Source organism: Pseudomonas extremaustralis (genome assembly GCF_900102035.1).
GTDB classification, from domain to species: Bacteria; Pseudomonadota; Gammaproteobacteria; order Pseudomonadales; family Pseudomonadaceae; genus Aquipseudomonas; species Aquipseudomonas extremaustralis.
In genome coordinates this window covers 825,218-851,338 of sequence record NZ_LT629689.1, presented here as the reverse complement: position 1 = coordinate 851,338, position 26,121 = coordinate 825,218, and the positions used below count along the sequence as shown (strand labels likewise).

General features: G+C 63.2%; 23 protein-coding genes. 13 read left to right on the top strand and 10 right to left on the bottom strand.

Annotated features, from left to right (window positions below):
• Positions 1–16: 16 nt before the first annotated feature.
• Both BLR63_RS04290 and pedF read right to left on the bottom strand, forming a co-directional pair.
• Entirely contained in the window at positions 17–892 is an 876-nt protein-coding gene (locus BLR63_RS04290; protein ID WP_010564863.1) for a substrate-binding periplasmic protein, read from the bottom strand.
• Positions 893–895: 3 nt separating this feature from the next.
• The gene (gene pedF, locus BLR63_RS04285) at positions 896–1,357 is read right to left on the bottom strand and encodes a cytochrome c-550 PedF (protein WP_010564862.1); all 462 of its coding nucleotides are present in this window, start codon (positions 1,355–1,357) and stop codon (positions 896–898) included.
• Between the two features lie 255 nt (positions 1,358–1,612).
• Here pedF and exaA point away from each other — a divergent pair, with 255 nt between their 5' ends.
• Positions 1,613–3,508, top strand: coding sequence for a quinoprotein ethanol dehydrogenase (gene exaA / locus BLR63_RS04280; RefSeq protein ID WP_081480362.1), 1,896 nt, complete (start codon positions 1,613–1,615; stop codon positions 3,506–3,508).
• Positions 3,509–3,573: 65 nt separating this feature from the next.
• Positions 3,574–4,221, top strand: a complete 648-nt coding sequence (locus BLR63_RS04275; RefSeq protein WP_010564860.1) for a pentapeptide repeat-containing protein — start codon at positions 3,574–3,576, stop codon at positions 4,219–4,221.
• Between the two features lie 123 nt (positions 4,222–4,344).
• On the opposite strand, the gene BLR63_RS04270 is transcribed toward BLR63_RS04275, so the two are convergent.
• Together BLR63_RS04270 and BLR63_RS04265 are read right to left on the bottom strand one after the other, a co-directional pair.
• Positions 4,345–4,971, bottom strand: a complete 627-nt coding sequence (locus BLR63_RS04270) for a response regulator transcription factor (protein WP_010564859.1) — start codon at positions 4,969–4,971, stop codon at positions 4,345–4,347.
• Positions 4,971–6,230, bottom strand: a complete 1,260-nt coding sequence (locus BLR63_RS04265) for a HAMP domain-containing sensor histidine kinase (RefSeq protein ID WP_010564858.1) — start codon at positions 6,228–6,230, stop codon at positions 4,971–4,973. The genes BLR63_RS04270 and BLR63_RS04265 overlap by 1 nt, the downstream gene beginning before the upstream one ends.
• Before the next feature lie 281 nt (positions 6,231–6,511).
• Between BLR63_RS04265 and BLR63_RS04260 the strand changes: the two genes are divergently transcribed.
• The 6 genes from BLR63_RS04260 (at position 6,512) to BLR63_RS04235 (ending at position 11,549) form a co-directional block, all read left to right on the top strand.
• A complete protein-coding gene (locus BLR63_RS04260) occupies positions 6,512–7,696 on the top strand; it encodes an ABC transporter substrate-binding protein (protein WP_010564857.1) in 1,185 nt (394 codons plus the stop codon).
• 30 nt (positions 7,697–7,726) lie between these two features.
• Entirely contained in the window at positions 7,727–8,686 is a 960-nt protein-coding gene (locus tag BLR63_RS04255) for a YVTN family beta-propeller repeat protein (protein WP_010564856.1), read from the top strand.
• Positions 8,683–9,423, top strand: a complete 741-nt coding sequence (locus tag BLR63_RS04250) for an ABC transporter ATP-binding protein (protein WP_010564855.1) — start codon at positions 8,683–8,685, stop codon at positions 9,421–9,423. The genes BLR63_RS04255 and BLR63_RS04250 overlap by 4 nt, the downstream gene beginning before the upstream one ends.
• Complete coding sequence (locus tag BLR63_RS04245; protein ID WP_010564854.1) at positions 9,420–10,211, top strand: ABC transporter permease; 792 nt, start codon at positions 9,420–9,422, stop codon at positions 10,209–10,211. Before BLR63_RS04250 ends, BLR63_RS04245 begins: the two co-directional genes overlap by 4 nt.
• A gap of 108 nt (positions 10,212–10,319) precedes the next feature.
• Positions 10,320–10,859: a PQQ-dependent catabolism-associated CXXCW motif protein gene (locus tag BLR63_RS04240; RefSeq protein WP_010564853.1), complete on the top strand. Its 540-nt coding sequence runs from the start codon at positions 10,320–10,322 to the stop codon at positions 10,857–10,859.
• 24 nt (positions 10,860–10,883) lie between these two features.
• On the top strand, positions 10,884–11,549 hold the full coding sequence (locus BLR63_RS04235; RefSeq protein WP_010564852.1) for a response regulator transcription factor: 666 nt from the start codon (positions 10,884–10,886) through the stop codon (positions 11,547–11,549).
• 158 nt (positions 11,550–11,707) lie between these two features.
• Here BLR63_RS04235 and BLR63_RS04230 read toward each other — a convergent pair whose 3' ends face one another.
• From BLR63_RS04230 to bkdR, 5 genes are all read right to left on the bottom strand, one after another.
• On the bottom strand, positions 11,708–13,651 hold the full coding sequence (locus BLR63_RS04230) for a PAS domain-containing hybrid sensor histidine kinase/response regulator (protein WP_050901328.1): 1,944 nt from the start codon (positions 13,649–13,651) through the stop codon (positions 11,708–11,710).
• On the bottom strand, positions 13,593–14,738 hold the full coding sequence (nosP, locus tag BLR63_RS04225) for a nitric oxide-sensing protein NosP (protein WP_010564850.1): 1,146 nt from the start codon (positions 14,736–14,738) through the stop codon (positions 13,593–13,595). Before nosP ends, BLR63_RS04230 begins: the two co-directional genes overlap by 59 nt.
• A gap of 226 nt (positions 14,739–14,964) precedes the next feature.
• Positions 14,965–16,140 (bottom strand): porin, encoded by a 1,176-nt coding sequence (locus BLR63_RS04220; RefSeq protein ID WP_010564849.1) that lies wholly within the window; start codon positions 16,138–16,140, stop codon positions 14,965–14,967.
• Between the two features lie 222 nt (positions 16,141–16,362).
• Positions 16,363–17,904 carry a HAMP domain-containing methyl-accepting chemotaxis protein gene (locus BLR63_RS04215; protein WP_010564848.1) on the bottom strand — a complete coding sequence of 514 codons (1,542 nt, stop codon included), beginning with the start codon at positions 17,902–17,904 and terminating at the stop codon, positions 16,363–16,365.
• Between the two features lie 261 nt (positions 17,905–18,165).
• Entirely contained in the window at positions 18,166–18,648 is a 483-nt protein-coding gene (gene bkdR / locus BLR63_RS04210; RefSeq protein WP_010564847.1) for a Bkd operon transcriptional regulator BkdR, read from the bottom strand.
• A 195-nt stretch (positions 18,649–18,843) separates the two neighbouring features.
• Between bkdR and BLR63_RS04205 the strand changes: the two genes are divergently transcribed.
• The 5 genes from BLR63_RS04205 to BLR63_RS04185 all read left to right on the top strand — a co-directional run bounded on the left by BLR63_RS04205 (position 18,844) and on the right by BLR63_RS04185 (position 24,977).
• Positions 18,844–20,079, top strand: a complete 1,236-nt coding sequence (locus tag BLR63_RS04205; RefSeq protein WP_010564846.1) for a 3-methyl-2-oxobutanoate dehydrogenase (2-methylpropanoyl-transferring) subunit alpha — start codon at positions 18,844–18,846, stop codon at positions 20,077–20,079.
• Position 20,080: 1 nt separating this feature from the next.
• A complete protein-coding gene (locus BLR63_RS04200) occupies positions 20,081–21,139 on the top strand; it encodes an alpha-ketoacid dehydrogenase subunit beta (RefSeq protein ID WP_010564845.1) in 1,059 nt (352 codons plus the stop codon).
• A complete protein-coding gene (locus BLR63_RS04195; RefSeq protein WP_010564844.1) occupies positions 21,140–22,393 on the top strand; it encodes a dihydrolipoamide acetyltransferase family protein in 1,254 nt (417 codons plus the stop codon).
• A 4-nt stretch (positions 22,394–22,397) separates the two neighbouring features.
• Positions 22,398–23,777: a dihydrolipoyl dehydrogenase gene (gene lpdA, locus BLR63_RS04190; RefSeq protein ID WP_010564843.1), complete on the top strand. Its 1,380-nt coding sequence runs from the start codon at positions 22,398–22,400 to the stop codon at positions 23,775–23,777.
• A gap of 180 nt (positions 23,778–23,957) precedes the next feature.
• Positions 23,958–24,977: a branched-chain amino acid aminotransferase gene (locus BLR63_RS04185; RefSeq protein ID WP_010564842.1), complete on the top strand. Its 1,020-nt coding sequence runs from the start codon at positions 23,958–23,960 to the stop codon at positions 24,975–24,977.
• A 127-nt stretch (positions 24,978–25,104) separates the two neighbouring features.
• Here BLR63_RS04185 and BLR63_RS04180 read toward each other — a convergent pair whose 3' ends face one another.
• The gene (locus tag BLR63_RS04180; RefSeq protein WP_010564841.1) at positions 25,105–25,998 is read right to left on the bottom strand and encodes a GNAT family acetyltransferase; all 894 of its coding nucleotides are present in this window, start codon (positions 25,996–25,998) and stop codon (positions 25,105–25,107) included.
• Between the last annotated feature and the right edge of the window lie 123 nt (positions 25,999–26,121).

Sequence of the window (26,121 nt, the reverse complement as noted above, 5' to 3'; positions counted from 1 at the left end):
AGATCATCGCCTGCTCCTATTGGTACATTTCGGGCACTTCGTATTGCAGGCCGTAATGGCTATAGATGCCTTGCACCGAGCCGTCGCGGATCAGGCCTTCCAGCGCCTCCTCCACTGCATAGGCCAGCTGGCGATTGCTTTCGTGCACCGCCATGCCGATCTCCCAGCGCTGTTTGCCCATGTTCGGGTAGGCGTTCTCGGCCAGGGCCAGTTGCGGGTCGTGGGCTTCATGCACCTGCCAGTCGATCTCGCCACGCATAGCCATGACCGCATCGACTTCGCCGGCTTTCATCGCCGCAAAGGCCTGGGGCACATCGGGGTAGTGATGGGTCTTGGCGGCGAGCATGCCGTTGAACACCGAGGTCAGGTAGAACGAGGGCACGCTGTCGACTTCGACGCCGATCGGGTGCTGCTCGAACACCGCGACACTGGCGACTTTGTCCAGGCGCCGGCGGTCGTAGGCCACTTGCCATTGTTCGTTCTGGTACGGCCCGAACATCACCACGTGGCCGTTTTCCAGCTCGCCCTGGTCGTTACGCTTTTGCGCGTAATTGCGGTCGTAGGGCGCGCGCATCATCAGGTCGGCCAGTTGCTGGTTATGCAACTGGCTGCCGCGCCAGATGTAGTCGCGCAGGTCGTCGTCGAGTTTTTCCCCGGCCGGCGCCCAGATCAGGGTCAGCTGCACACCCATCGCTTTGGCCAGCGCCTGGGCCAGCTCGACGTCCACACCCCGTGGGGTGTCGCCGTCCTGGAAGCTGTAGGGCGCGAAGTCCTTGTACACCGCCACTTTGATCTCGCCGGCGGCGATCATCTGGTCATAGCTGCGCACCTGCGCCTGTGCCGTCTGGCAACACAGCAGGGCCAGGCCGAGCACATAAGCGAACAGGCGCATGGCTTACTCCTCGACGTGCACGGTGTCCAGGTAGGTACGTACTGCCCACAGGGCTTCCTGGCTCAAGTAGTCGGCCATTTTCGGCATGTACACGCGGCCGTCGCGCACGGCGCCGTGGCGCACACGTTCAACGAACCACTCATCACCGGCTTCGCCGACATCCAGCATGCGCAGGTCCGGGGCGATCCCGCCGGACTTGGCTTCCAGGCCGTGGCAGGCGGCGCAGTTCTGGTTATAGGCAGACGAGCCGATCTCTACGGCGCGGTCATGTTCCGGCGAGGTGCGATACGGGTTCACCGCCGCCCAGCCGTCTTCGTTGACCGGCACACCGGCGTCTTTGATGGAGGTCAGGCCCTTGGTTTCGACCGGTTGCGGAACCACGTTGCCATGGGCCCAGGCCGAGCCTGCACCGATCAAACCGGCCAACAGCCCGGCGACGAGCAAGGCATTGTGTTTTGTTGTCATTATTTTTGCCCTCAGGATTGCACGCAAAACCTCATTGCAGAGGCTATGGCAACCATCTTAGGAACCCTGGGGCATGGGCCGTATGCTGCTTTGGTGGCCGCCTTATCCTCCCTTGGTAGTAGGGCTTGTGGGGCACGCCTAAAACAGCGGCACCTCGGGAAGTCTTCCCGGCCACAGCGGGAGTTTTTCCGTATCCGTCCCAGGCCCCGGCGCTCCACCCTGTGCAGGCCAAAACCTCCACTGGGAACTGCAACCATGACAATAAGATCGCTACCCGCCCTCTCACCTTTAAGTCTTGCCCTGCAAGCCTGCCTGCTGGTGGGCGGCCTGTCCCTCAGCGCCGCGAGCCAAGCCGCCGCCGAACCGGTGGCCAAGCAAACCCGCAACGTCACCTGGGAAGACATCGCCAACGATCACCTGACCACCAAGGACGTGCTGCAATACGGCATGGGCACCAACGCCCAGCGCTGGAGCCCGCTGGCCCAGGTCAACGACAAGAACGTATTCAAGCTCACCCCGGCCTGGTCCTACTCGTTCGGCGACGAGAAACAGCGCGGCCAGGAATCCCAGGCCATCGTCAGCGACGGCGTGGTCTACGTCACCGGTTCCTACTCCCGGGTATTCGCCCTCGACGCCAAGACCGGCAAGCGCCTGTGGACCTACAACCACCGCCTGCCCGACAACATTCGCCCGTGCTGCGACGTGGTCAACCGCGGGGCGGCGATCTTCGGCGACAAGATCTACTTCGGCACCCTCGACGCGCGCCTGATCGCCCTCGACAAAAACACCGGCAAAGTGGTGTGGAACAAGAAATTCGGCGACCACGCCGCCGGCTACACCATGACCGGCGCCCCGGTGCTGATCAAAGACAAAGTGACCGGCAAGGTGCTGCTGATCCACGGCAGCTCCGGCGATGAATTCGGCGTGGTCGGCCAGTTGTTCGCACGGGACCCGGACACCGGCGAAGAAGTGTGGATGCGCCCGTTCGTGGAAGGCCACATGGGCCGCCTCAACGGCAAGGACAGCACGCCGACCGGCGACGTCAAAGCGCCGTCCTGGCCGGATGACCCGACCACCGAAACCGGCAAGGTCGAAGCCTGGAGCCACGGCGGCGGCGCCCCTTGGCAGAGCGCGAGCTTCGATGCCGAGACCAACACCATCATCGTCGGCGCCGGCAACCCCGGCCCGTGGAACACCTGGGCGCGCACCGCCAAGGACGGCAACCCCCACGACTTCGACAGCCTCTACACCTCCGGCCAGGTCGGCGTCGACCCGAGCACCGGCGAAGTGAAATGGTTCTACCAGCACACCCCGAACGATGCCTGGGACTTCTCCGGCAACAACGAACTGGTGCTGTTCGACTACAAGGACAAGGACGGCAAAGTAATCAAGGCCACCGGCCACGCCGACCGCAACGGCTTCTTCTACGTGGTCGATCGCAACAACGGCAAGCTGCAGAACGCCTTCCCGTTCGTCGACAACATCACCTGGGCCAGCCACATCGACTTGAAGACCGGTCGCCCGGTAGAAAACGAAGGTCAGCGTCCGGCCAAGCCGTTGCCGGGCGAAACCAAGGGCAAGCCGGTGGAAGTCTCGCCGCCGTTCCTCGGCGGCAAGAACTGGAACCCCATGGCCTACAGCCAGGACACAGGCCTGTTCTACATCCCTGGCAACCAGTGGAAAGAGGAATACTGGACCGAAGAGGTCAACTACAAGAAAGGCTCGGCTTACTTGGGCATGGGCTTTCGCATCAAGCGCATGTACGAGGACCACGTCGGCACCCTGCGGGCGATGAACCCGACCACCGGCAAGGTGGTGTGGGAGCACAAGGAACACCTGCCGCTGTGGGCCGGCGTGCTGGCGACCAAGGGCAACCTGGTGTTCACCGGCACCGGCGACGGCTTCTTCAAGGCCTTCGACGCGAAAACCGGCAAGGAGCTGTGGAAGTTCCAGACCGGCAGCGGCATCGTCTCGCCGCCGATCACCTGGGAACAGGATGGCGAGCAGTACATCGGCGTGACCGTCGGCTACGGCGGCGCGGTGCCGTTGTGGGGCGGCGACATGGCCGAGCTGACCAAGCCGGTGGCACAGGGCGGGTCGTTCTGGGTGTTCAAGATCCCGAGCTGGGATAACAAGACCGCGCAGAAATAACCCACCCCAGGGCAAGGGGTCGCGCGGCGGCCCCTTGCCCACTCTCCCCTCTTCGAGGTGTTGTGATGAACTACCTACCCTTCCTGCTACTCCTGGCCTTGCCGCTGGCCCACGCCGACGACGGCGACGACCAACCCCTGATCATCCACGGCTGCACCCTCGCCCCCCACAGCCAATGTCCCGGTGCCAACCTCAAGGGTGCCAACCTGAGCAACCAGGACCTGAGCCACATGAACCTGGCCGGCGCCGACCTGCGCGATGCGGACTTGCGCCACGCCAACCTCGACCTGGCCAACCTGGAGAAAGCTCAGTTGCAGGGCGCCAACCTGACCCGCGCCAGCCTGCAACAAAGCAACCTGCGCCTGGCCGATTTCACCGGTGCGACGCTGATGGCGATCCAGGGCTGGGGGCTGTTCGCCCAGGGCGCGCAATTCGAAAACGCCAACCTCGGCGGCGCCTACCTGCAATTCGCCCGGCTCTCGGGGGCGAAAATGCACAAGGTCAACCTGCGGGCCGCAGACCTGGAAATGACCTGGCTGAGCAAGGCCGACCTGCAAGGGGCGGACCTGAGCGATGCGAATCTGCAGGAAGCCAAGTTCGGCGAAAGCAACCTGGAAAACGCCAGCCTCAGCGGCAGCCGCCAGCACTATGCGAACTTCCAGGACGCCAACATGGAAGGCTGCAACGGCTGCCCCACCACCTGGAACCGTTAAAACACCGCCATTCAAATGTAGGAGCGAGCTCGCTCGCGAAAAACCCGAGACCGCCGCGGGGAATCAGGTTTTCCGCGTTATCGTTGACGTTTTTCGCAAGCACGCTCGCCCCTACAGGGCGGATCAGCCGGCCACGCGCACCACGCCCAGGTCGATCCCCAGGTGTACCAGTTCGGCATGGGAGCTGACCTGCAATTTGCTCTTGAGCAAGGTCAGGTGGTTGGACACGGTCTTGCTGCTGATATTGAGCTGGTCGGCAATCGCCCGGGTCGGGGTGCCCCTGGCCAGCATCAGGAAAATCTCCAGCTCCCGTGGCGTCATGCCTTGCAAGCGTTGATCGCTGGGGGTGTAGGCCAGTTCGGTGGCCAGGGCCTGTTCGATATAGGCGTGGCCGTCGAGGATACGTCGCACCGCTTCGATCAACACTTCAGGCGCCGAGCTTTTGGTCAGGTAGCCCGAGGCGCCCGCATCCAGGGCCTGGCGCACCAGCGGCAGCTCGTCGTGCATGCTGAAGAACAGCACGCGCAGTTGGGGCAGGCGCTGGCGCAGGCGGCGGGTGGTTTCCAGGCCGCTGATGCCGGGCAGGCCGAAGTCCATGATCACCAGGTTCGGCACCGCTTCCTGCACGCGGCTGAGGGCTTCTTCGCCGCTGGCCGCCTCGCGCACTTCGATGGCCGGCAACAACGCCCGCAAGAGGCTGGCATAGCCCTGGCGCACCACCGCGTGGTCATCCACCAACAAGATATTCATCAGGCCTCCAATGGCATGTTCAACGCCAGCGCCCAACCGGCGCCGGGGTGGCTGAGGATTTTCAGTTCGCCGCCCAGGCAGCGCGCGCGTTCATACATCGAATACAGGCCCACGCCGGGACGCTGCGGCGCGGGCGCCCCGCGTCCGTTGTCGCGCACCCACAGGCGCAGGCGTGAACCGTAATGTTGCAGGCGCACGTGCACCTGGCTGGCATCGGCATGCCGCACGATATTGGTCAGGGCTTCTTGCAGCAGGCGATACAGATGGGTCTTGCTGGCCCCGGACAGCGTCGGCAGATCGGCGCTGACCCGCAAGCGGCAATCGATGCCATGGCTGGCCTGCCACTGGGTCACCAGCATCGCGAACGCCTCGGCCATCGGTAGGTGTTGCAGGGCCACCGGGTACAGGTCATGGACCAGCGCGCGAAAGCCTTGCTGCAAGTGGTCGCAGTGATCTTCCAGTTGCGCCACCGTGCGCGTCAGCAACTGCGGCTGGTCGGTGACCAGCCGCAACAGGCAGGCCTGGGCGCGGATGCCGGCCAGGTATTGGCCGAGGTCGTCGTGCAGGGTCTGGGCCAGGTGGTTGCGCTCCTGCTCCTGCACCGCCATCAGGGTCTGGGTCAATTGGGTGTTGTCGGTGCGCGCCTGCTCCAGGGCGCCGGTCATGCGGTTGAAATGCAGCGCCAGTTGCCGCGCCTCCGGCGAACCGGCGCTGCGCAGGCGCACATTGAGCTGGCCGGCGCACACTTGCTGCAAGGCGCGCAGCAGTTCATCGAGTACGCCCATGCCACGGCGCACCGCCCAGCGAATGGTCAGCAGGCTCAGGGCCAGGGCCAGGGCGCACAGGCTCAACAGTTGTTGCAGGGAGTCCCAGACTTCGTCGAGTTCATCCCGAGGGTCGACGGCGATGGACACGCGGCGGCCATCCGGCAGGTCCAGCACCTGGGCACTGCGTCGCGCCTCGGCAAACAATAGGCGGCCGAGCCAGGCATCCAGGCCGTCCGGCAGCGATGCGTTGAGGGTTTCGCCAGGACCCAGCCAATGCACGCGCACATGGCGCAGGCTCGCGGTGAGGCGCGGTTGCAGGCTGGCGGGGTCGCGCTCGGCGGTTTCGCTCAGGTAATGCACCACCGCCTCGGCCGATTGCAGCTCGCGCTCCACATCCGCCAGGGCCTGGTGCAGCAACAGAGCGGTGCAGGCACTGGCGACCAAGGCGAAGAAACCGCACACCCACAGGTTGATGCGCCACAGGGCCGACATGCCTAGTGCGCCAAGCGGGCGGGCGCGCTCACCGCTTGCAGGGGCGCGTGCAGCTTGTCGACACCGATCAGGCTGACGATCAGCAGGAACGGCAACAGCAATGCTTTGAGGATTTGCATGATCGATCATCTCCCGAGTCAGCGTGAAGGGGCGGTAACCCATGCTAAGACCCCATCACCAGCGCGTGGCTACTACCTTGGTACTGCCCCAGCGCTACTTTCTGCATATTTGCAGCGCCCCCAAGGCTTCCTATGCTGAGGCGACCTGACATGGAGTGCCTTATGCGCCAGCTCGCCCCCTACGCCGTGATCTACCTGCTGGCGATCGCTTGCGCCGCCGGGCTGGCCACCGCCACCCAGGCCGCCGAGGCACCGCTGGCGGTGCAGATCGGCTACCTGGGCTACCGGCCCGATCCGGGACCGTTGCTGTCGAATGTGATTCCCGAACCGACCGACGCCGGGCAACGCGGCGCCGAACTGGCGATCATCGACAGCAACAGCACCGGCGCGTTTCTCAACCAGCGCTACAGCCTGACCACCGCCACGGCGGACAGCCCCGACGCCCTCCTCGCCGCCGCCCAGGCCCAGCACGCCCAGGGCCTGCGCCTGTTCGTGGTCAACGCCCCCGCCGCCAGCCTGCGCCAACTCAGCGCGGCGCTGCCCGACAGCCTGCTGTTCAACGCCGGCAGCCCCGATGACAGCCTGCGCAGCACCGACTGCCTGGGCAACGTGCTGCACACCCTGCCGAGCCGCGCCATGCTCGCCGATGCACTGGCGCAGTTCCTGGTAGTGCGCAAATGGCAGAAGGCGCTGCTGATCGTCGGCCCCACCGACGACGACCAAGCCTACGCCGCTGCCCTGCGCCGCGCCGCCAAGCGCTTCGGCGTGCAACTGGTGGCGGAGAAAGCCTGGCGCTTCGACAACGACCAACGCCGCACCGCCCAGGCGGACATGCCGCTGTTCACCCAGACCGCCGAATACGATGTGGTGCTGGTGGCCGACGAGCGCGGTGACTTCGGCGAATACGTGCCCTACCAGACCTGGTACCCGCGCCCCGTCGCCGGCACCCAGGGCCTGACGCCCACTGGCTGGCACAAGACCGTCGAGACCTACGGCGCCGCCCAATTGCAAAAACGCTTCGAGGCCCTGGCCGGGCGCTGGATGAACGACCGCGACTTCGCCGCGTGGATGGCCGTGCGCAGCGTCGCCAGTGCGGTGAGCAAACTGCGCCAGGTCGACCCCATGACCATCCGCCAACTGGAAATCAGCGAGCAATTGCCCCTGGACGGTTTCAAGGGCCGCAAGCTCAGCTACCGCCCCTGGAACGGCCAACTGCGCCAACCGATCCCCATCGTGCAACCCCGCGCCCTGGTCACCACCTCGCCCCAGGACGGTTTCCTGCACCCTTTCAACGAAATGGACAGCCTGGGCTACGACAAGCCCGAGGTGACCTGCCGCTTTCCCTGATCGCCAACCGACAATAATAAGGAATCCGCCATGCGCCGCACCCTGCTCTCATGCGCCCTGCTGCTTGCCGCCGGGCACGCCGTGGCCAGCACCGCCTGGGTCTCCAACGAGAAAGACAACACCTTGAGCCTGATCGACATGCAGACCCTGCAAGTCACCGACACCCTCAAGGTCGGCCAGCGCCCACGCGGACTGCTGCTGTCCCATGACAAAAAGCTGCTGTACATCTGCGCCAGCGACTCGGACCGCGTGCAAGTGATGGACGTGGCCACGCGCAAGATCATCAAGGAACTGCCCTCCGGCAAAGACCCCGAGCAGTTCGCCCTGCACCCCAATGACCGCTGGCTGTATGTGTCCAACGAAGACGATGCGCTGGTCACGGTGATCGACACTGAGACCTCTAAAGTGCTCGGCCAGATCAACGTCGGCGTCGAGCCCGAAGGCATGGCCGTGAGCCCGGACGGCAAGTGGGCGGTGAATACCAGCGAAACCACGAACATGCTGCACTGGATCGACACCAGCACCCAGACCCTGGTGGACAGCACCCTGGTGGACCAGCGTCCGCGTTTCGTCGAGTTCAACCACGATGGCTCACAGTTGTGGGCCTCGGCGGAGATCGGCGGCACCGTGACCATCCTCGACGTGGCCAGCCGCGCGATCCTCAAGACCCTGACCTTCAAGATCAAGGGCGTGCACCCGGACAAGGTGCAACCGGTGGGGATCAAGCTCAGCGCCGACGGCAAGTACGGCTTCGTCGCCCTCGGCCCGGCCAACCATGTGGCGGTGATCGACGCCAAGACCTTCGAGATCCTCGACTACCTGCTGGTGGGCCGCCGGGTGTGGCAGCTGGCATTCAGCCCGGACGAGAAACAGTTGCTGGCCACCAATGGCGTCAGCGGCGATGTGTCGGTGATCGATGTGGACAGCCTCAAGGTGATCAAGTCGGTAAAAGTCGGGCGCTACCCATGGGGCGTGGTGGTCACGCCATGAATGCCCTCGATGTGCACGCCCTGAGCTTCGCCTATGGCGCCCGCCAGGCCTTGCATGAGGTGAGTTTCAGCCTGGCACCGGGGCGCTTTGCCGCGTTGCTGGGGCCCAACGGCGCCGGCAAATCCACCTTGATCGCCCTGCTCACGCGGCTGTATGACCTGCAAAGCGGCGACATCCGCGTCGGCGGCCATTCCCTGCGCGACGCACCGCGCGCGGCCCTCACCCAACTGGGCGTGGTGTTCCAGCAAAGCACCCTGGACCTGGACTTGAGCGTCGAACAGAACCTGCGCTACCACGCCGCGCTGCATGGCTTGTCGCGGCGCCAGACCAGCCTGCGGGTGGACGCCGAACTGGCGCGCCAGGCCCTCAGCGAACGGCGCCGCGAAAAAGTCCGCGAGCTCAACGGCGGGCACCGGCGCCGCGTGGAAATCGCCCGGGCGTTGCTGCATGAACCGCGCTTGCTGCTGCTCGATGAAGCCAGCGTCGGCCTCGACCCCGCCAGCCGCCTGGCGCTGAACCAGCACGTGCGCAGCCTGTGCCTCGAACAAGGCATCAGCGTGCTGTGGACCACTCACCTGCTCGATGAAGTGCAGGCCGACGACGCCTTGATGATTCTGCATCAGGGCCACTTGGTGGCCAGCGGGCAAGTCGACGCCCTGATCGAACAACAAGGCGGCGACCTGGGCAGCGTCTTCGCGCGCCTGACCCGCCCCAGCGCCACGGGAGCCGCCGCATGAACGCTTACTGGCAATGCTTGCGCGGCATCGTGCTGCGCGAATGGCTGCGCTTTGTGTTGCAGCGCACGCGGTTTCTCAGCGCCCTGGTGCGCCCGCTGCTGTGGCTGCTGGTATTCGCCGCCGGCTTTCGCGCCGCGCTGGGTATCTCGGTGATCGAACCCTACGACACCTACATCCCCTACGAGGTCTACATCATCCCTGGGCTGGCCTGCATGATCCTGCTGTTCAACGGCATGCAGGGGTCGCTGTCAATGGTCTACGACCGCGAGATGGGCAGCATGCGCGTGCTGCTGACCAGCCCGCTGCCGCGCACGTTTTTGCTGTGCAGCAAGTTGCTCGCCACCGCGCTGATTTCGCTGTTGCAGGTGTACGGCTTCCTGGCGATTGCCTGGATCTACGGCGTGCAACCGCCGGCCATGGGCCTGCTGATCGCCCTGCCCGCCTTGCTGCTGGTGGCATTGATGCTCAGCGCCCTGGGCCTGTTGCTGTCGAATGCGATCCGCCAACTGGAGAACTTCGCCGGGGTGATGAATTTCGTGATCTTCCCGCTGTTCTTCATGTCGTCGGCGCTGTACCCGTTGTGGAAAATGCGCGACTCCAGCGAGTGGCTGTATTGGCTGTGCGCAATCAACCCCTTCACCCACGCCGTCGAACTGGTGCGCTTTGCCCTCTATGAACGTTTCGCCGGCCTGGCCCTGGCGGTGTGCCTGGGCTTGACAATGCTGTTCGCGCTGTTGGCGGTGCTGACCTTCAACCCCCAACATGCGGCGTTGCGCAAAAAGGGCTGAGGGCGCATAAAACTACTACTTTAGTACCGGTTTTCCTGTCTATCGTCGCATTCCCAAGGGCTCGGGACTCACGTGTAATGGCGGCATAACGATAAGGATCGACCTGCCATGCTGCACGCCCGACTGCCCCTGCTGGCACTGCTGTGTCTGTTCGCCTTCAATACCCAGGCCGATACGCCGTTATTTTCCGCCGACGGCTACCGCATCAGCCTGTACCGCAGCCCCACGCCCGATCATCTGCAGGGCGCGACCATCGTCGACACCCCGGCCCTGCAAACCTTGCTGACCCAAACCCCGGCCCCGGTGCTGATCGACGTGTACCGCCGCCAGTGGCTGCAAGGCCGCTTCATCGAAGACCAGCCCCACGCCAACCTGCCCGGCAGCCACTGGCTGGCCAACACCGGCGACGGCGACCTCACGCCCGAATGGCAAAGCTATTTCGTGCGCCACCTGTACACCTACAGCGGCGGCAACCTCGCCCGACCGTTGGTCTTCTATTGCCGCGCCGATTGCTGGTTGAGTTGGAACGCGGTAAAACGTGCCGCCAGCCTGGGCTATACCTCTGTGTACTGGTATCGCGACGGTCTGGATGCGTGGGAAGCGGCAAAGCTGCCGGTGTCGGTCGCCCAACCCGAGCCATTTGAATAACCACAATAAGAAAGGTGAACGGCCATGTACAAAATCCTGATTGCCGACGATCACCCACTGTTTCGCGAAGCGATCCACAACGTCATCAGCGATGGTTTCCCCGGCAGTGAAGTGATGGAAACCGCTGACTTGGACAGTGCCCTGGCGTTGACCCAGGACCACGACGACCTCGACCTGATCCTGCTCGACCTGAACATGCCCGGCATGCACGGCCTCAACGGCCTGATCAACCTGCGCAACGAAGCGCCGACCATCCCAGTGGTGATCGTCTCGGCCGAGCAGGACAAGCAGATCGTGCTGCAAGCCATCACCTATGGCGCCGTGGGGTTCATCACCAAGTCCTCGCCGCGCCAGCAGATGACCGAGGCGATCCAGCAGATTCTCAACGGCAATGTGTACCTGCCGCCGGACATCATCCGCACGCAGAAAAGCGGCACCCACCGACGCCTGAACGAAAACCCCGGCTTCGCCCCCGAACTGCTGCAGGCGCTGACGCGCAAGCAGTTGCTGGTGCTGGAACGGATGACCAAGGGCGAGTCGAACAAACAGATCGCCTACACCCTGGAGATCGCCGAAACCACGGTGAAGGCCCATGTGTCGGCGATCCTGCGCAAATTGAATGTGCACAACCGGGTGCAAGCGATCCTCAGCGCCGGGGATATCGACTTCGGCTCATACCTGCGCCGCTGATCGCCCAGACACCACACACAACCCAAAGTGGGAGGGGGCTTGCTCCCGATAGCGGTGCATCAGTCAGTGCGATATCGACTGACAGCCCGCCATCGGGAGCAAGCCCCCTCCCACAGTGGAATGGCGGTGCTCTAAGATCTTCAGGTGGTTCCCACACGTCAGGGCCGGCCGAGCAGGTGGCTCATGGCGGTCTTGAGTTTCATTGGCCGCACCGGCTTGTGCATCAGGGTATGCCCCAACTCGCGAATCTGCTGCTTGAGCTCATTGCTGTAGTTGGCGGTGATCATCAGCGCCGGGATGGCCTGGCCGCGCCGGGCGTTGATGCGGGCCACGGCGTCCACGCCGTTCTGGTCGTCGTCGAGGTGGTAGTCGGCGATCAGCAGATCCGCCTCGGCATGGTAGTTGTCCACCTGCCGTGCCAGGTCCTGTTCCGACAACGCCGTCACCACCCGGCACCCCCAGCCTTCAAGCAAAGTGCGCATGCCCGCGCAGATCGCCGCGTCGTTATCCAGCACCCACACCCGCGCGCCTTGCAGGCGTTCGAGCATCGCGTCGCTCATGGTCGGTATCGGCAGAGGGGTCGGTGCGGTGGCGCTCAACGGCACTTCCACGGAAAACATCGAACCCTTGCCCGGCCAGGACCTGACACTGATGCGGTGCCCGAGAATCCCGGCGATTTTCTCCACGATCGCCAGCCCCAGGCCGAGCCCGCGATCCTGGTCGGGACGCTGCACATCGCCGCGCTTGAACTCCTGGAAAATCTCCTCCAGGCGCTCCTCGGCGATGCCCATGCCGCTGTCCCACACCTGGATCGACAAACGCTGATGCTGACGCCGACAGCCCAGCACCACACGGCCCTTGTAGGTGTAGCGCAAGGCATTGCTCAACAGGTTGCGCAGGATCCGCGCCAGCAGTTGGATATCGCTGCGCACCAGGGCCGAACAGCCGACGAAGTGCAACTCCAAGCCTTCGCTACGGGCCAGTTCGGTGTATTCCGCCGCCAGGTTGTCGAGCAGTTCACTGAGGGCGAACGGCGCGATATCGGCCTTGATCACGCCGGCATCGAGCTTGGAAATATCCACCAGGGTACCCAGCAGGTTTTCCACGTCTTCCAGGGAGTTGCTCACGTTGCGCACCAGAGTTTCGCTGGGGCGTTCCAGCAAGGCGCTGGTGAACAGGCGCGCGGCGTTGAGCGGTTGCAGCAGGTCATGGCTGACGGCCGCGAGGAATTTGGTCTTCGACAGGTTGGCCTGCTCGGCCTCCAGCTTGGCTTCGCGCAGACGGGTTTCCATGCGCCGGCGCTCGTCGATCTCTTTCAACAATTGATCATTGAGCGCGGTCAGTTCCGAGGTGCGCTGGGACACGCGCTGCTCCAGGTGCTGATAGGCCTGGTGCAAGGCTTCGGCGGTGCGGCGCCGTTCGGTAATGTCGCGGATCAGCACAAAGATCCCCACCACTTCGCCGCTGGCCAACATGTTCGGCACATAGGAGCGCAGCATGTAGCGCTCCTGGTTGTTGATGTTGGTTTCGGCGAACTCGAAGGTCACGCTCTCCCCGGCCAGGGCGCGGGAGACATAGGCATCCAGGCGCTGGCAATGCTCCTCGCTGTGGACTTCGCGCAGGCTCAGCCCGAGCATCATGCCGCGCGGCCAGCAGTACCATTCTTCGTAGACTTTGTTGGTGAACTCGTAGACCAGGTCGGCATTCAGGTAGCCGATCAGGGCCGGCACATGGTCGGTGATCAGGCGGATCCAGCGTTCGCTTTCCTGGGCCTTTTGCGCGGCCGCCTGCTCGCCGCGCAGGGTTTCGGCGCGCAATTGGGCGTTGATCAGCAGGTGGTTGCTGGCCTTGAGCTCAGCCATCGCCTGGTTCAGCGCGTCGGTGCGTTCGCGCACTTGCTCGGCCAGCACCACCGAATGCTGGAAGGTGGTGTAGGGGTTGTTGCCCTGGCTCATGCCGGATTCGATGCGCTCGATCAACGCCGCATTGATGCGCGCCAGCTTGTGGTTGTCCTGTTGCAGTTGGGCAACCTGGGCCAGCAGGTCAACGTCGGCCTCGGGCAATGGCGACCCCGGTAAAGGTCTGGTTGATGTGCATGCCATTGAACTGTTCTCCGTAGGTATTGAAGCCCAGCACCCGCTGGTCACGCAGGTAACGGCCGATCGGTTCCAGGTTATCGCTGTCTTCCAGTTCCAGGCGCCGCAGGAAGCAGTCGCAGCCGATGGTCAGCAGCAGGTCGCCAAGGCGGGTTTGCAGGCCATCGAACAGGGTTTGCAGGTTCGGCAGGATCGGCCCCGGTTTCATCACGGTGAGCACGATGCCGTTTTCCACCGCGCAGTAGAAACTCAGGCTCAGGTCGTCGTGCACCTGCTGGATGGCCCGCACGTAATACTGGTCGTGGATACGCACCGCCAGCGGGTGGGCGGCGAAGATGCGGTGGTCGAGGTCGGCCACGGGCACGCCGATATGCCGCGCGTATTCCTCGGCGGCCGGTTCCGCATTGAGCTCGAAGACCCGGCGCGAGGGGCTGTCGGCACCGGTCACCACCAGTTTTTCCGTGCGCGGCAGGATGTGATGGGTGGTGAACACCTCGAAATCCAGCCAGGTATTGACCATCACCACCACCGCCGCGCCGCTGTGGAATGCGCCGTTGAAGTACACATGGGTATGGGTGAGGAAGTTGTCGTCGCCGGCCGATCCGCCGAAATGCGGAATATCGCCCAGGGCCGCGCTGAGGGCAGCGAGCACCATTTCTTCACGGCTGGACAGGCCGTCGAGCAAGGTCAGGGCGAAGGTGTTGCCCTTGATCGGCGCCAGGGTATTGCTGCGACAGCCGCCCACCAGGCGTTCGACCATCTGCTGGGCGTCGATCAGGCTGAAGTGTTCCACCTGGTCGATCAATTCGGTGGCAATGGAAAAGTGCGCATGGTTAAAGCCCATCGCGGTCACGCAATTGCGCCCATAACCCTGGGGGGTGATCTCGCCGGCGCTGGTGCAACCCACCACGCGTACCTTGCCGAAGCACTGTTGCAGGGCGTGGCCCAGCGCTTCCAGGTCGTAGGACGCCGAGCAGAAGAACAGCACAAAGCCCAGGTACGGATGCAGCAGTTGACGGGCCAGTTCCTCGGCGGCCTGCCCGGGATCGGTGGCCTGGGACATGGCACTGACTACGCCTTCACTGTTGTGCATCGTTGGTTCCCCCTCTGAAGCATGAGTGTACGAAGGGTGGGGGACGGGACCTATGCTACTTGGGTACTGGGTCGGGGGCTTCAATGGGATTAGGTTTCAAGCGATCCCAGCACAACGGTGGGAGGGGGCTGGCTCCCGATAGCGGTAGGTCAGTTGCAGATGCATTGACTGACATGCCTTCATCGGGAGCAAGCCCCCTCCCACAGTGGGGTTGCATTTCAACGTGCTACCAGGTGAGGACGGCGCCGACGGCGAAGGTGTTGGTGTCTTCGTTTTGCGCGCTGGTGTCATGCCCCTTGATCCGGAACTGGTTGTACTCGGCCACCAGCGTCAGGTTGGCGTTGACGTCGTGAAACAGCGCAATCCCACGGGTGTCGTAATCCGCGCCGCTGCCCACCACGCCGTTGCCGTCGTCCTTGGTCTTGCCGTAGGACAACGCCAGGCGGTTCTTGTCCAGCTTGTAGGAGCCTTGCAGCAAGTAGCCGTTGCTGTCGACATTGCGCAGGGTGGCTTCGCCGGCGTTGTTGGTGAAGAACGGGTTGATGCCCTTGGCCTGGAAGCCCGAACCGGTCAGGGACAAGCCGCCCATTTTCGCCTGCACGCCGTAGCCCACGCCCTTGGAGGTGACGCTGTCGACGTTGGAGTCGGTGTTGTCCGAAGTCTGGTAGCTGCCGTTGAGCCAGCTGTAGATCTTCGCCCCGCCCAGTTCGAACTGGTAGGTGATCTCGCTCTCGGTGCGCGGGTTCTTCTGATAGGCCTTGCCCTGGGGGCTGCTGTTGTTGGTGTCCACCGGGTCGAGGATGCCCACGGCGACGCGCAGGCCGTCCATCACCGGGGTGCGGTAGGTGATCTGCGAGGTCGGGAACGGGTACGGATAACCGCTGCCGATATTGCCGAACGACACCCCGCCGCCATCCACCAGGCCAAGGCTGTCGCTGACCTGGCCGTAACCGGCCAACAGTTCATCGAGCAGGATGTTGGAGCGGGCGAACAGGCCGAAGTCCTTACCGATCAGCACTTCGCCCCATTCCGGGTTGGCCACGGTGCCGTAGAACTGGCGCACATCGATGGCAGTATCGGTGCCGTTGGTCTGGCTGTCGTTGATGGTCACCCAGAACGACGCACGGGCGCCGAGCTTGAGGTCGTCGACCTGCTTGCCCATGTTGAAGCCCAGGTAGTTGGGCAAAAAGCCCATCTTCACCCGCGCCTGGCGGCGGTCGTATTGGTCGCCGGCACGGTCCACATTGCTGTTGACGTAGAAGGCGTTGATGTAGCCATCGGTGGAAAACGTGGTGTCGTCTTTGTCGTACAGCATGATCTCGGCGTTGGCGAACGGGCTCAGACCGAGACCGAGGACAAAAGCAGGTAACAGACGCAGGGGGAGATTCTTATTGTTATGCATAGTGCGCTCCGCAGCGGGGACGTGATGTCGGAGGCGATTATCGAAAGCGGCCAGGCCACGGCCTACGCTGCCTTGGCGCTGATTGGAGGGTGCTTTGGGCGCGCAGTGGGGGCCCGGCGAATTCGGTGTAAGACGGGCCCGGTTACAGGCCCGCCACTTAGGGTGTAAGACCGGGCCTGAACATTTTGTCGAGGCCGCAGGGCCAAGAGGATGTGGGGCGACTCAGTTGACGGAGAACTTCGCAACGATCTGCTTGAGATCGACCGCCAGCGTTGACAACTCATGGCTGGCAACCGAAGTCTGGTTGGCGGCCGAAGAACTCTGGACAGACAAGTCGCGAATGCTGATCAGGTTCTGGTCCACCGAACGCGCAACGTGGGCCTGCTCCTCGGAGGCCGTGGCGATCAACAGGTTCCTGTCGTTGATATCCGCGATGGCTTCGGTGATCTGGACCAGGGCCGCACCGGCCTCATGGGCGATTTTCAACGAGTCCACCGCATCGTTGCGATTGAGCTCCATGGAGGACACCGCCTCGCTGGAACAGCTCTGGATTTTCGCAATCATGTGCTCGATTTCCTGGGTCGAGGTTTGCGTCCGATGGGCCAGCGCGCGGACCTCGTCGGCCACAACCGCAAACCCGCGCCCTTGCTCGCCGGCCCGCGCTGCTTCGATGGCGGCGTTCAACGCCAGCAGGTTGGTCTGTTCGGCAATGGAGCGGATCACCTCCACCACCCGTGCGATGTCCTGGGCCTGCTTGGCCAGGCCTTCGACTTCCACACCGGTCTGCTGCACCGTGGTGCTGAGCTTCTCGATGGAGGCAATGGTTTGAGCCACGCGTTCCTGGCCGATCTTGGCCGAGCGCTGAGAGTCTTGCGTCGACTGGGAGGCCGAGATCGCATTACGGGCCACCTCTTCCACCGCCGCGGTCATCTCGTTGACCGCCGTGGCGGCCTGGTCCGTCTCCATGCTCTGGCGCTCGATGCCAGCGCTGGACTCGCGGGTGATAGCACTCATCTCTTCGGCCGCCGAGGCCAATTGCCCGGACGCATGGGAAATATTCTGCAGGGTGCTTTTCAGGCTCATCTGCATGGCGGCGGTAGAGCGTTGCAATTCGGTCAATTCATCATTGCCATTGACGGCAATGTCCACGCGCAAATCGCCATCGGCAATCTTGCCGGTCGATACCAACAACTCATGGACCGGTTTAATGATGCTGCGGGTAAACAGGCGGGTGATCACAATGCCGACCAGCAATGAGCCAATCATCAATATCCACGTGAACAAGCGTGCCGCATGATATTCGTCGGACGCCACTTGCACCGCCTCGCTGGAGCCTCGCGAATTCAATGCGATCAACTCACTGATGACGCGCTGTACCTCAAGGGCAATCGGCCCGTTGACATCACGCAAGTACGTGGACATCTGTTCATCGGACATGGTGGAGGCTTGTGCGAGAAACTCATCCATCTTCTGGCTGTAGTTCTTTATGCCGCCCAATACTTCGTTGTATTTAGCTTGTTCCTCGGGGCTCGACACTAGCGGCGCATAGCGCTCGGCAATTTCGAGCGCGTCTGCGCGCACGCTCTTGAGCTTTTCGATGGACGCAGGGTCATGACGGGGTATTTCCATGACAAACCGACGCAGATCAAGACGCAGTTTATAAAAAGCTGCATCTATCTCGCCGCCCAGGCGAATACTGGGGAGCCAGTTGGTTTCTATATCGACCGTCGAAGAATAGACTTTGTCGACTTTGATCAGCGTCATCGCTCCTTGTATCAATAGCAGCAGGCAAACCACGCCAAAACACAGCGTGGTACGTAAGTTCAACTTCAAAGCTCTAATGGACATAGCGGCCAACCCCGTTCCTGGGCCGCAACTCCACGACCCAATGGGGTTACTGTGTTAAACCATATGTGAAAAATACGTGAGTATTGAGTAATTTTTTATCGATGATTAGAAATAATAAAGCCGCCGAATTAGTTATATAGCTCACTATCAAAATGGTCGGTCCTAATACATGCCATATCAGACCATCAATCCACCCGGTGGCAGTGGCAATGCGGTCTTGTAGCGCACTTGCTTGAGCGCAAAACTCGAGCGGATATTCGCCACCCCCGGCACCTTGGTCAGAAAGTCCATCATGAAACGTTCCAGCGCCTGGATCGTCGGCACCAGCACGCGGATCAGGTAGTCCGGATCGCCGGCCATCAGGTAGCACTCCATCACCTCGGGCCGGTCGGAAATCGCCCCTTCGAACTGCTGCAACGCCAGTTCATTCTGCTTTTCCAGGCTCACATGGATAAACACATTGACGTGCAGCCCCAGCAGGTCGGCGTCGAGCAGCGTGACCTGCTCGCGGATCAGACCCAGTTCCTCCATGGCCTTGACCCGGTTGAAGCACGGCGTGGGCGACAGGTTGACCGAGCGGGCGAGGTCAGCGTTGGTGATCCGCGCATTCTCCTGCAGGGCGTTGAGAATGCCGATATCGGTACGGTCCAGTTTGCGCATGAGACAAATTCACCTGTTTATTGTGTTTATGCAGTTTTTTTATCCGCAAATGAGCCCAGGCGCAATGAAACACAGATAAATATTCTTCTTCGCCACGCCTATGATGTTTGTAGGACAAGATTTCTCCTACCCGGAGGATGACGGTCAGCTAGCGCGCCCACTACAAGAAATTCACAAGATCGAGCGTAGAAAGCCATGAACCAGCCGTATGCACCATTGCGCCTGCACGTTCCCGAACCCTCGGGCCGCCCAGGCTGCAAGACCGACTTTACCTACCTGCGTCTGACCGACGCCGGCCTGGTGCGCAAACCCAGCATCGACGTCGAACCCGCCGACACCGCCGACCTGGCCAAGGGCCTGATCCGCGTGCTCGACGACCAGGGCCAGGCCCTCGGCCCCTGGGCTGAAGGCGTCCCCGTCGAGATCCTGCGCCGCGGCATGCGCGCCATGCTCAAGACGCGCATCTTCGACAACCGCATGGTGGTCGCCCAGCGTCAGAAAAAAATGTCGTTCTACATGCAAAGCCTTGGCGAAGAAGCCATTGGCAGCGCCCAGGCCCTGGCCTTGAACATCGACGACATGTGCTTTCCCACCTACCGCCAGCAAAGCATCCTGATGGCCCGCGACGTGCCGCTGGTGGACCTGATCTGCCAACTGCTGTCCAACGAGCACGACCCGCTCAAGGGCCGCCAGTTACCGATCATGTATTCGGTGAAAGACGCCGGTTTCTTTACCATTTCCGGCAACCTCGCCACCCAATTCGTACAGGGTGTGGGCTGGGGCATGGCCTCGGCGATCAAAGGCGATACCAAGATCGCCTCGGCCTGGATCGGCGACGGCGCCACCGCCGAATCGGACTTCCACACCGCCCTCACCTTCGCCCACGTGTACCGCGCGCCGGTGATTCTCAACGTGGTCAACAACCAGTGGGCCATCTCCACCTTCCAGGCCATCGCTGGCGGTGAAGCCACCACCTTCGCCGGACGCGGCGTCGGCTGCGGCATCGCCTCCCTGCGCGTGGACGGCAACGACTTCATCGCGGTATACGCCGCCTCCGCCTGGGCCGCCGAACGCGCGCGGCGCAACCTCGGCCCGACGCTGATCGAGTGGGTCACCTACCGCGCCGGTCCGCACTCCACCTCCGACGATCCGTCCAAATACCGCCCGGCCGACGACTGGAGCCACTTCCCCCTGGGCGACCCGATTGCGCGCCTCAAGCAGCACCTGATCAAGATCGGCCAGTGGTCCGAAGAGGAACACGCGGCCGTCAGTGCCGAGCTGGAAGCCGAGGTCATCGCGGCGCAAAAACAAGCCGAACAGTACGGCACCCTCGCCGGCGGCCAGATTCCAAGCGCCGCGACCATGTTCGAAGACGTCTACAAAGAGATGCCGGAGCACTTGAAGCGCCAGCGTCAAGAGTTGGGGATCTGACATGAACGATCACAACAACAGCATCGAATTGGAAACCGCCATGACCACCACCACCATGACCATGATCCAGGCCCTGCGCTCGGCCATGGATGTGATGCTCGAACGTGATGATGATGTGGTGGTGTTCGGCCAGGACGTCGGTTACTTCGGCGGCGTGTTCCGTTGCACCGAAGGTTTGCAGAGCAAGTACGGCACCTCGCGGGTGTTCGACGCGCCGATCTCTGAAAGCGGCATCGTCGGTGTGGCGGTTGGTATGGGCGCCTATGGCCTGCGCCCGGTGGCGGAAATCCAGTTCGCCGACTACGTCTACCCGGCCACCGACCAGATCATCTCCGAAGCCGCGCGCCTGCGTTATCGCTCCGCCGGCCAGTTCACCGCGCCGCTGACCCTGCGCATGCCCTGCGGCGGTGGCATTTATGGTGGCCAGACCCACAGCCAGAGCATCGAAGCGGTGTTCACCCAGGTCTGCGGCCTGCGCACGGTAATGCCGTCCAACCCGTATGACGCCAAGGGCCTGCTGATCGCCTCGATCGAAAACGACGACCCGGTGATCTTCCTCGAACCCAAGCGCCTGTATAACGGCCCGTTCGACGGCCATCACGACCGCCCGGTAACGCCGTGGTCGAAACACCCGCAAGCGCAAGTGCCGGACGGTTACTACACCGTGCCGCTGGATGTGGCCGCCATTGTGCGTCCGGGTTCGGCCGTCACCGTGCTGACCTATGGCACCACGGTGTATGTGTCGCAAGTCGCCGCCGAAGAAACCGGCATCGACGCCGAGGTCATCGACCTGCGCAGCCTGTGGCCGCTGGACCTGGAGACCATCGTCAAATCGGTGAAAAAGACCGGCCGCTGCGTGGTGGTGCACGAAGCCACCCGCACCTGCGGCTTTGGCGCCGAGCTGGTGGCGCTGGTGCAGGAACATTGCTTCCACCACCTGGAAGCGCCGATCGAACGCGTCACCGGTTGGGACACCCCCTACCCGCACGCGCAGGAATGGGCGTATTTCCCAGGGCCGTCCCGAGTGGGCGCGGCGTTGAAACGGGTCATGGAGGTCTGAATGGGCACGCACGTTATCAAGATGCCGGACATTGGCGAAGGCATCGCGGAAGTTGAACTGTCGGCCTGGCATGTGAAGGTCGGCGACATGGTCGTCGAAGACCAGGTGCTGGCGGACGTGATGACCGATAAGGCGATGGTGGACATTCCCTCGCCGGTCCACGGCAAGGTGATTGCCCTCGGCGGCGAGCCGGGCGAGGTCATGGCGGTGGGCAGTATTTTGATCAGCATCGAAGTCGAAGGCGCGGGCAATGCCAAGGACGCGCCCGTGGAGGTAGCGCCGGTGAAGGCTGCTGCGGTGGTCGAGGCCACACCGGCAGCGGTCGAGAGCAAGCCCGCACCGGTCGTTGCCGCTCAGGCCCCCGTGGCCCGGGATGCCGACGAACGCCCGCTGGCCTCCCCCGCCGTGCGCAAGCACGCGCTGGATGCAGGTATACAACTGCGCCTGGTGCAGGGCTCCGGTCCGGCGGGGCGGATTTTGCACGAAGACTTGGACGCTTACTTGCTCCAGCGTCCGGGGCAACAAACCAGCGCAGCCAACCCCTACGCCGAACGCCACGACGAAGCACAAATCCCGGTGATCGGCATGCGCCGCAAGATCGCCCAGCGCATGCAGGACGCCACCCGGCGCGCCGCGCATTTCAGCTATGTGGAAGAGATCGACGTCAGCGCCCTCGACGAGCTGCGCGTGCACCTCAATGAGAAGCACGGCGCGACACGCGGCAAGCTGACCCTGCTGCCGTTCATCGTGCGTGCCATGGTCGTGGCGCTACGCGAGTTCCCGCAGATCAACGCGCGTTACGACGATGAAGCCCAGGTCATCACCCGCCTCGGCGCGGTGCATGTGGGCGTCGCCACCCAGAGCGACGCGGGCCTGATGGTGCCGGTAGTGCGCCACGCCGAAGCGCGCAGCCTGTGGGGCACAGCCGAGGAAATCGCGCGCTTGGCCAAGGCCGCGCGCACGGGCAAGGCCAGCCGCGAGGAGCTGTCGGGGTCGACCATCACCCTGACCAGCCTCGGGGCGCTGGGCGGCATCGTCAGCACGCCGGTGCTGAACCTGCCGGAAGTGGCCATCGTCGGCGTCAACCGCATCGTCGAACGGCCAGTGGTGATCAAGGGCCAGATCGTGATCCGCAAGATGATGAACCTCTCCAGCTCATTCGATCACCGCGTGGTCGATGGCATGGACGCGGCGCAATTCATCCAGGCCATTCGCGGCCTGCTCGAACAACCCGCCAGCCTGTTCCTGGAGTAAGCACATGACGCAGACATTGCATACCACCCTGCTGATCATCGGCGGCGGGCCTGGCGGTTACGTGGCGGCAATCCGCGCCGGCCAACTGGGCATCCCCACCATCCTGGTGGAAGGCCAGGCGCTGGGCGGCACCTGCCTGAATATCGGCTGCATCCCGTCCAAGGCCCTGATCCATGTGGCCGAGCAATTCCAGCAAAGCGTGCACCACAGCCAGGGTTCGCCCCTGGGGATCGAAGTGGACGTGCCGACCCTGGACATCCGCAAGAGCGTGGAATGGAAGGACGGCATCGTCGACCGCCTGACCACCGGCGTCGCTGCGTTGCTTAAAAAGCACAAGGTGCAGGTGATCCACGGCTGGGCCAAAGTGGTGGATGGCAAGACCGTCGACGTCGGCGACCAGCGCATCCAGTGCGAACACCTGCTGCTGGCCACTGGCTCGAAGAGCGTCAACCTGCCGATGCTGCCGCTGGGCGGGCCGATCATCTCCTCCACCGAAGCCCTGGCGCCGACCCGTGTGCCCAAGCGGCTGGTGGTGGTCGGTGGCGGCTATATCGGCCTGGAGCTGGGGATTGCCTACCGCAAGCTCGGCGCCGAGGTCAGTGTGGTCGAGGCCCAGGAGCGGATTCTGCCGGCGTATGACGCCGAACTGACTCAGCCGGTGAACGAATCCCTCAAGCAACTAGGGGTGAAGCTGTACCTCAAGCACAGCGTCACCGGGTTTGCGGACAACCGCCTGCAAGTACGCGACCCCCATGGCGACACTGTGTCGCTGCAGACCGACCAGGTGCTGGTGGCCGTGGGGCGCACCCCCAATACCCAGGGCTGGAACCTGGAGGCGCTGAACCTGGACATGAACGGCGCGGCGATCAAGATCGACGACCGTTGCCAGACCAGCATGCGCAATGTGTGGGCCATCGGCGACCTGAGCGGCGAACCGATGCTCGCGCACCGGGCCATGGCCCAGGGCGAAATGGTCGCCGAACTGATCAGCGGTAGGCACCGCGAATTCAGCCCGGCGGCGATCCCGGCGGTGTGCTTCACTGACCCGGAACTGGTGGTGGTCGGCAAGACGCCCGACGAGGCCAAGGCGGCAGGGCTGGACTGCCTGGTGGCGAGCTTCCCGTTCGCGGCCAACGGTCGGGCCATGACCCTGGAATCGAAAAGCGGCTTTGTGCGGGTGGTGGCGCGGCAGGACAATCACCTGATCGTCGGCTGGCAGGCCGTGGGCGTCGGCGTGTCCGAGCTGTCCACCGCGTTTGGCCTGAGCCTGGAAATGGGCGCGCGCCTGGAAGACGTGGCCGGCACCATCCACGCCCACCCGACCCTGGGCGAAGCCGTGCAGGAAGCCGCGCTGCGCGCCTTGGGCCACGCCCTGCACCTCTAGTAGGAGCGAACTTGCTCGCGAAAATCGTCAACGATAACGCACGAAACCAGAACAAACGCGGCGCCCTTGTGGTTTTCGCGAGCAAGCTCGCTCCTACAAGGGGATGCGAACGGACCTGCGAATGCAGTATTGTTGCGCCCATTCAGAAAAAAACCGACTTGACCAGAGATAGAGGGTGTCATGGGTAACGAAAGCATCAATTGGGACAAGCTGGGTTTTGACTACATCAAGACCGACAAGCGCTATATCCAGACCTTTAAAAACGGCGAGTGGCAACCTGGCACCCTGACCGAAGACAACCTGCTGCACATCAGCGAGGGCTCTACCGCCCTGCACTATGGCCAGCAATGCTTCGAAGGCCTCAAGGCCTACCGTTGCAAGGACGGTTCGATCAACCTGTTCCGCCCGGACCAGAACGCCGCCCGCATGCAACGCAGCTGCGCCCGCCTGCTGATGCCCCATGTACCGACCGACGTGTTCATCGACGCCTGCCGACAAGTGGTCAAGGCCAACGAGCGGTTCATCCCGCCGTACGGCAGTGGCGGCGCGCTGTACCTGCGTCCGTTCGTGATCGGCACCGGTGACAACATCGGCGTGCGCACCGCGCCGGAATTCATCTTCTCGGTGTTCTGCATCCCGGTCGGCGCCTACTTCAAAGGCGGCCTGGTGCCGCACAACTTCCAGATCTCCACCTTCGACCGCGCCGCGCCACAGGGCACCGGTGCCGCGAAAGTCGGCGGCAACTACGCTGCCAGCCTGATGCCAGGCTCCGAAGCGAAGAAATCCGGGTTCGCCGACGCGATCTACCTGGACCCGATGACCCACTCGAAAATCGAAGAAGTCGGCTCGGCCAACTTCTTTGGCATCACCCACGACAACAAATTCGTCACCCCGCGCTCGCCGTCGGTGCTGCCAGGCATCACCCGCCTGTCGCTGATCGAATTGGCCAAGACCCGCCTGGGCCTGGAAGTGGTCGAGGGCGAAGTGTTCATCGACAAACTGGACGAGTTCAAGGAAGCCGGCGCCTGCGGCACCGCTGCGGTGATCTCGCCAATCGGCGGCATCCAGTACAACGGCAAGCTGCATGTGTTCTACAGCGAGACCGAAGTCGGCCCGATCACCCAGAAGCTCTACAAAGAGCTGACCGGCGTACAGACCGGTGACGTCGAAGCGCCAGAAGGCTGGATCGTCAAGGTCTAACCCCGCCACACCGCAAAACCCTGTGGGAGGGGCTTGTTCCCGATAGCAGTGGCTCAGTCAATATTGCCGGTGACTGACACTGCGCTATCGGGAGCAAGCCCCCTCCCACATTTGGTCCCCCGTGTCTTCAAGCGCCATTGGGGATATTGTCGGCAATCTTCTTGCCCATGCTGATCCTCGGCTCCACCCCGTACCCCAACGCCTCGTAGAACCCCACCACTGCCTCATTGCCGCCGGTGATCTGCAGGTTGATCTTCATGCACCCCAAGGCAGTCAACGCCTGCTCCGCGTGCCGCACCAGCGACGCCCCCAGCCCTTGCCGGCGATAGTCAGCGCGCACCGCCACCGAATACAACCAACCGCGATGCCCGTCGTACCCCGCCAGCAGGGTGCCGATCACGACTTTCTTATCCGTCGCCACGAAGAACAGCCCGTCATTGACCGCCAGTTTCTTATCGATCGCCAGGCTCGGCAGGTTGTGGGCGCTGTCATAGCCAAACGCTTCCTGCCATAACGCCACCACCTGCGCCCGGTGCAGGCGGTCACGGTATGGCCCGATGGGGTGGCGCGACGACAACGCTTTCTCCATCACCACTGTGCGTTCGTTGCCATGGTAGACATTGCGCACGGTGTGAAAACCCAGCTTGGTATAGAACGGCTCGGCGGTCAGCGAGGACGGCACGCTCAACACCGTCACCCCGGCCTCACGGGCGCGCAATTCGATTTCGATCATCAGCAACCGACCGATGCCCTGGCCTTGCAGCGCCGGGTCGACGAACACCGAACGCACCACGTTGCCATCCAGGGAGGCGGTGGCGACGATCGCCTCGTCCTGCACCGCCACCAGCACCCTGCGACGCTTGAGCAGCTCCCGCACCGCATCAGGGGTGAAATTGCCCGCCACCCGCGCAATCACATCCGCCGGGTAATCCCGTGCATTGCTGCTGTGCAAGGCGGCCAGGATCAGCTGGCTGATCGCCTCGGCATCGGCTGCCTCGGCGAGACGAACGGCGGTAGACATAAAGACTCCCTGCTAAAACGTACCTCACGAGCGCCCCATACTAATGGAGGAGCTGGCTCGCCAGCGATAGCGGTCTGTCATGTGACTGACGCCCCAACAGCCGATTCGGCTGCCACACCGCGC

What these genes read in the sequence shown, in the direction of transcription:
- BLR63_RS04245 (WP_010564854.1), top strand. Translation starts at nt 9,420, where the DNA reads ATGAACGCTTACTGGCAATGCTTGCGCGGCATCGTGCTGCGCGAATGG.
- exaA (WP_081480362.1), top strand. Translation starts at nt 1,613, where the DNA reads ATGACAATAAGATCGCTACCCGCCCTCTCACCTTTAAGTCTTGCCCTG.
- BLR63_RS04220 (WP_010564849.1), bottom strand. Translation starts at nt 16,140, where the DNA reads ATGCATAACAATAAGAATCTCCCCCTGCGTCTGTTACCTGCTTTTGTC.
- BLR63_RS04200 (WP_010564845.1), top strand. Translation starts at nt 20,081, where the DNA reads ATGAACGATCACAACAACAGCATCGAATTGGAAACCGCCATGACCACC.
- BLR63_RS04240 (WP_010564853.1), top strand. Translation starts at nt 10,320, where the DNA reads ATGCTGCACGCCCGACTGCCCCTGCTGGCACTGCTGTGTCTGTTCGCC.
- bkdR (WP_010564847.1), bottom strand. Translation starts at nt 18,648, where the DNA reads ATGCGCAAACTGGACCGTACCGATATCGGCATTCTCAACGCCCTGCAG.
- BLR63_RS04255 (WP_010564856.1), top strand. Translation starts at nt 7,727, where the DNA reads ATGCGCCGCACCCTGCTCTCATGCGCCCTGCTGCTTGCCGCCGGGCAC.
- BLR63_RS04215 (WP_010564848.1), bottom strand. Translation starts at nt 17,904, where the DNA reads ATGACGCTGATCAAAGTCGACAAAGTCTATTCTTCGACGGTCGATATA.
- nosP (WP_010564850.1), bottom strand. Translation starts at nt 14,738, where the DNA reads ATGCACAACAGTGAAGGCGTAGTCAGTGCCATGTCCCAGGCCACCGAT.
- BLR63_RS04195 (WP_010564844.1), top strand. Translation starts at nt 21,140, where the DNA reads ATGGGCACGCACGTTATCAAGATGCCGGACATTGGCGAAGGCATCGCG.
- lpdA (WP_010564843.1), top strand. Translation starts at nt 22,398, where the DNA reads ATGACGCAGACATTGCATACCACCCTGCTGATCATCGGCGGCGGGCCT.
- pedF (WP_010564862.1), bottom strand. Translation starts at nt 1,357, where the DNA reads ATGACAACAAAACACAATGCCTTGCTCGTCGCCGGGCTGTTGGCCGGT.
- BLR63_RS04180 (WP_010564841.1), bottom strand. Translation starts at nt 25,998, where the DNA reads ATGTCTACCGCCGTTCGTCTCGCCGAGGCAGCCGATGCCGAGGCGATC.
- BLR63_RS04235 (WP_010564852.1), top strand. Translation starts at nt 10,884, where the DNA reads ATGTACAAAATCCTGATTGCCGACGATCACCCACTGTTTCGCGAAGCG.
- BLR63_RS04260 (WP_010564857.1), top strand. Translation starts at nt 6,512, where the DNA reads ATGCGCCAGCTCGCCCCCTACGCCGTGATCTACCTGCTGGCGATCGCT.
- BLR63_RS04270 (WP_010564859.1), bottom strand. Translation starts at nt 4,971, where the DNA reads ATGAATATCTTGTTGGTGGATGACCACGCGGTGGTGCGCCAGGGCTAT.
- BLR63_RS04230 (WP_050901328.1), bottom strand. Translation starts at nt 13,651, where the DNA reads ATGGCATGCACATCAACCAGACCTTTACCGGGGTCGCCATTGCCCGAG.
- BLR63_RS04265 (WP_010564858.1), bottom strand. Translation starts at nt 6,230, where the DNA reads ATGTCGGCCCTGTGGCGCATCAACCTGTGGGTGTGCGGTTTCTTCGCC.
- BLR63_RS04250 (WP_010564855.1), top strand. Translation starts at nt 8,683, where the DNA reads ATGAATGCCCTCGATGTGCACGCCCTGAGCTTCGCCTATGGCGCCCGC.
- BLR63_RS04185 (WP_010564842.1), top strand. Translation starts at nt 23,958, where the DNA reads ATGGGTAACGAAAGCATCAATTGGGACAAGCTGGGTTTTGACTACATC.
- BLR63_RS04290 (WP_010564863.1), bottom strand. Translation starts at nt 892, where the DNA reads ATGCGCCTGTTCGCTTATGTGCTCGGCCTGGCCCTGCTGTGTTGCCAG.
- BLR63_RS04275 (WP_010564860.1), top strand. Translation starts at nt 3,574, where the DNA reads ATGAACTACCTACCCTTCCTGCTACTCCTGGCCTTGCCGCTGGCCCAC.
- BLR63_RS04205 (WP_010564846.1), top strand. Translation starts at nt 18,844, where the DNA reads ATGAACCAGCCGTATGCACCATTGCGCCTGCACGTTCCCGAACCCTCG.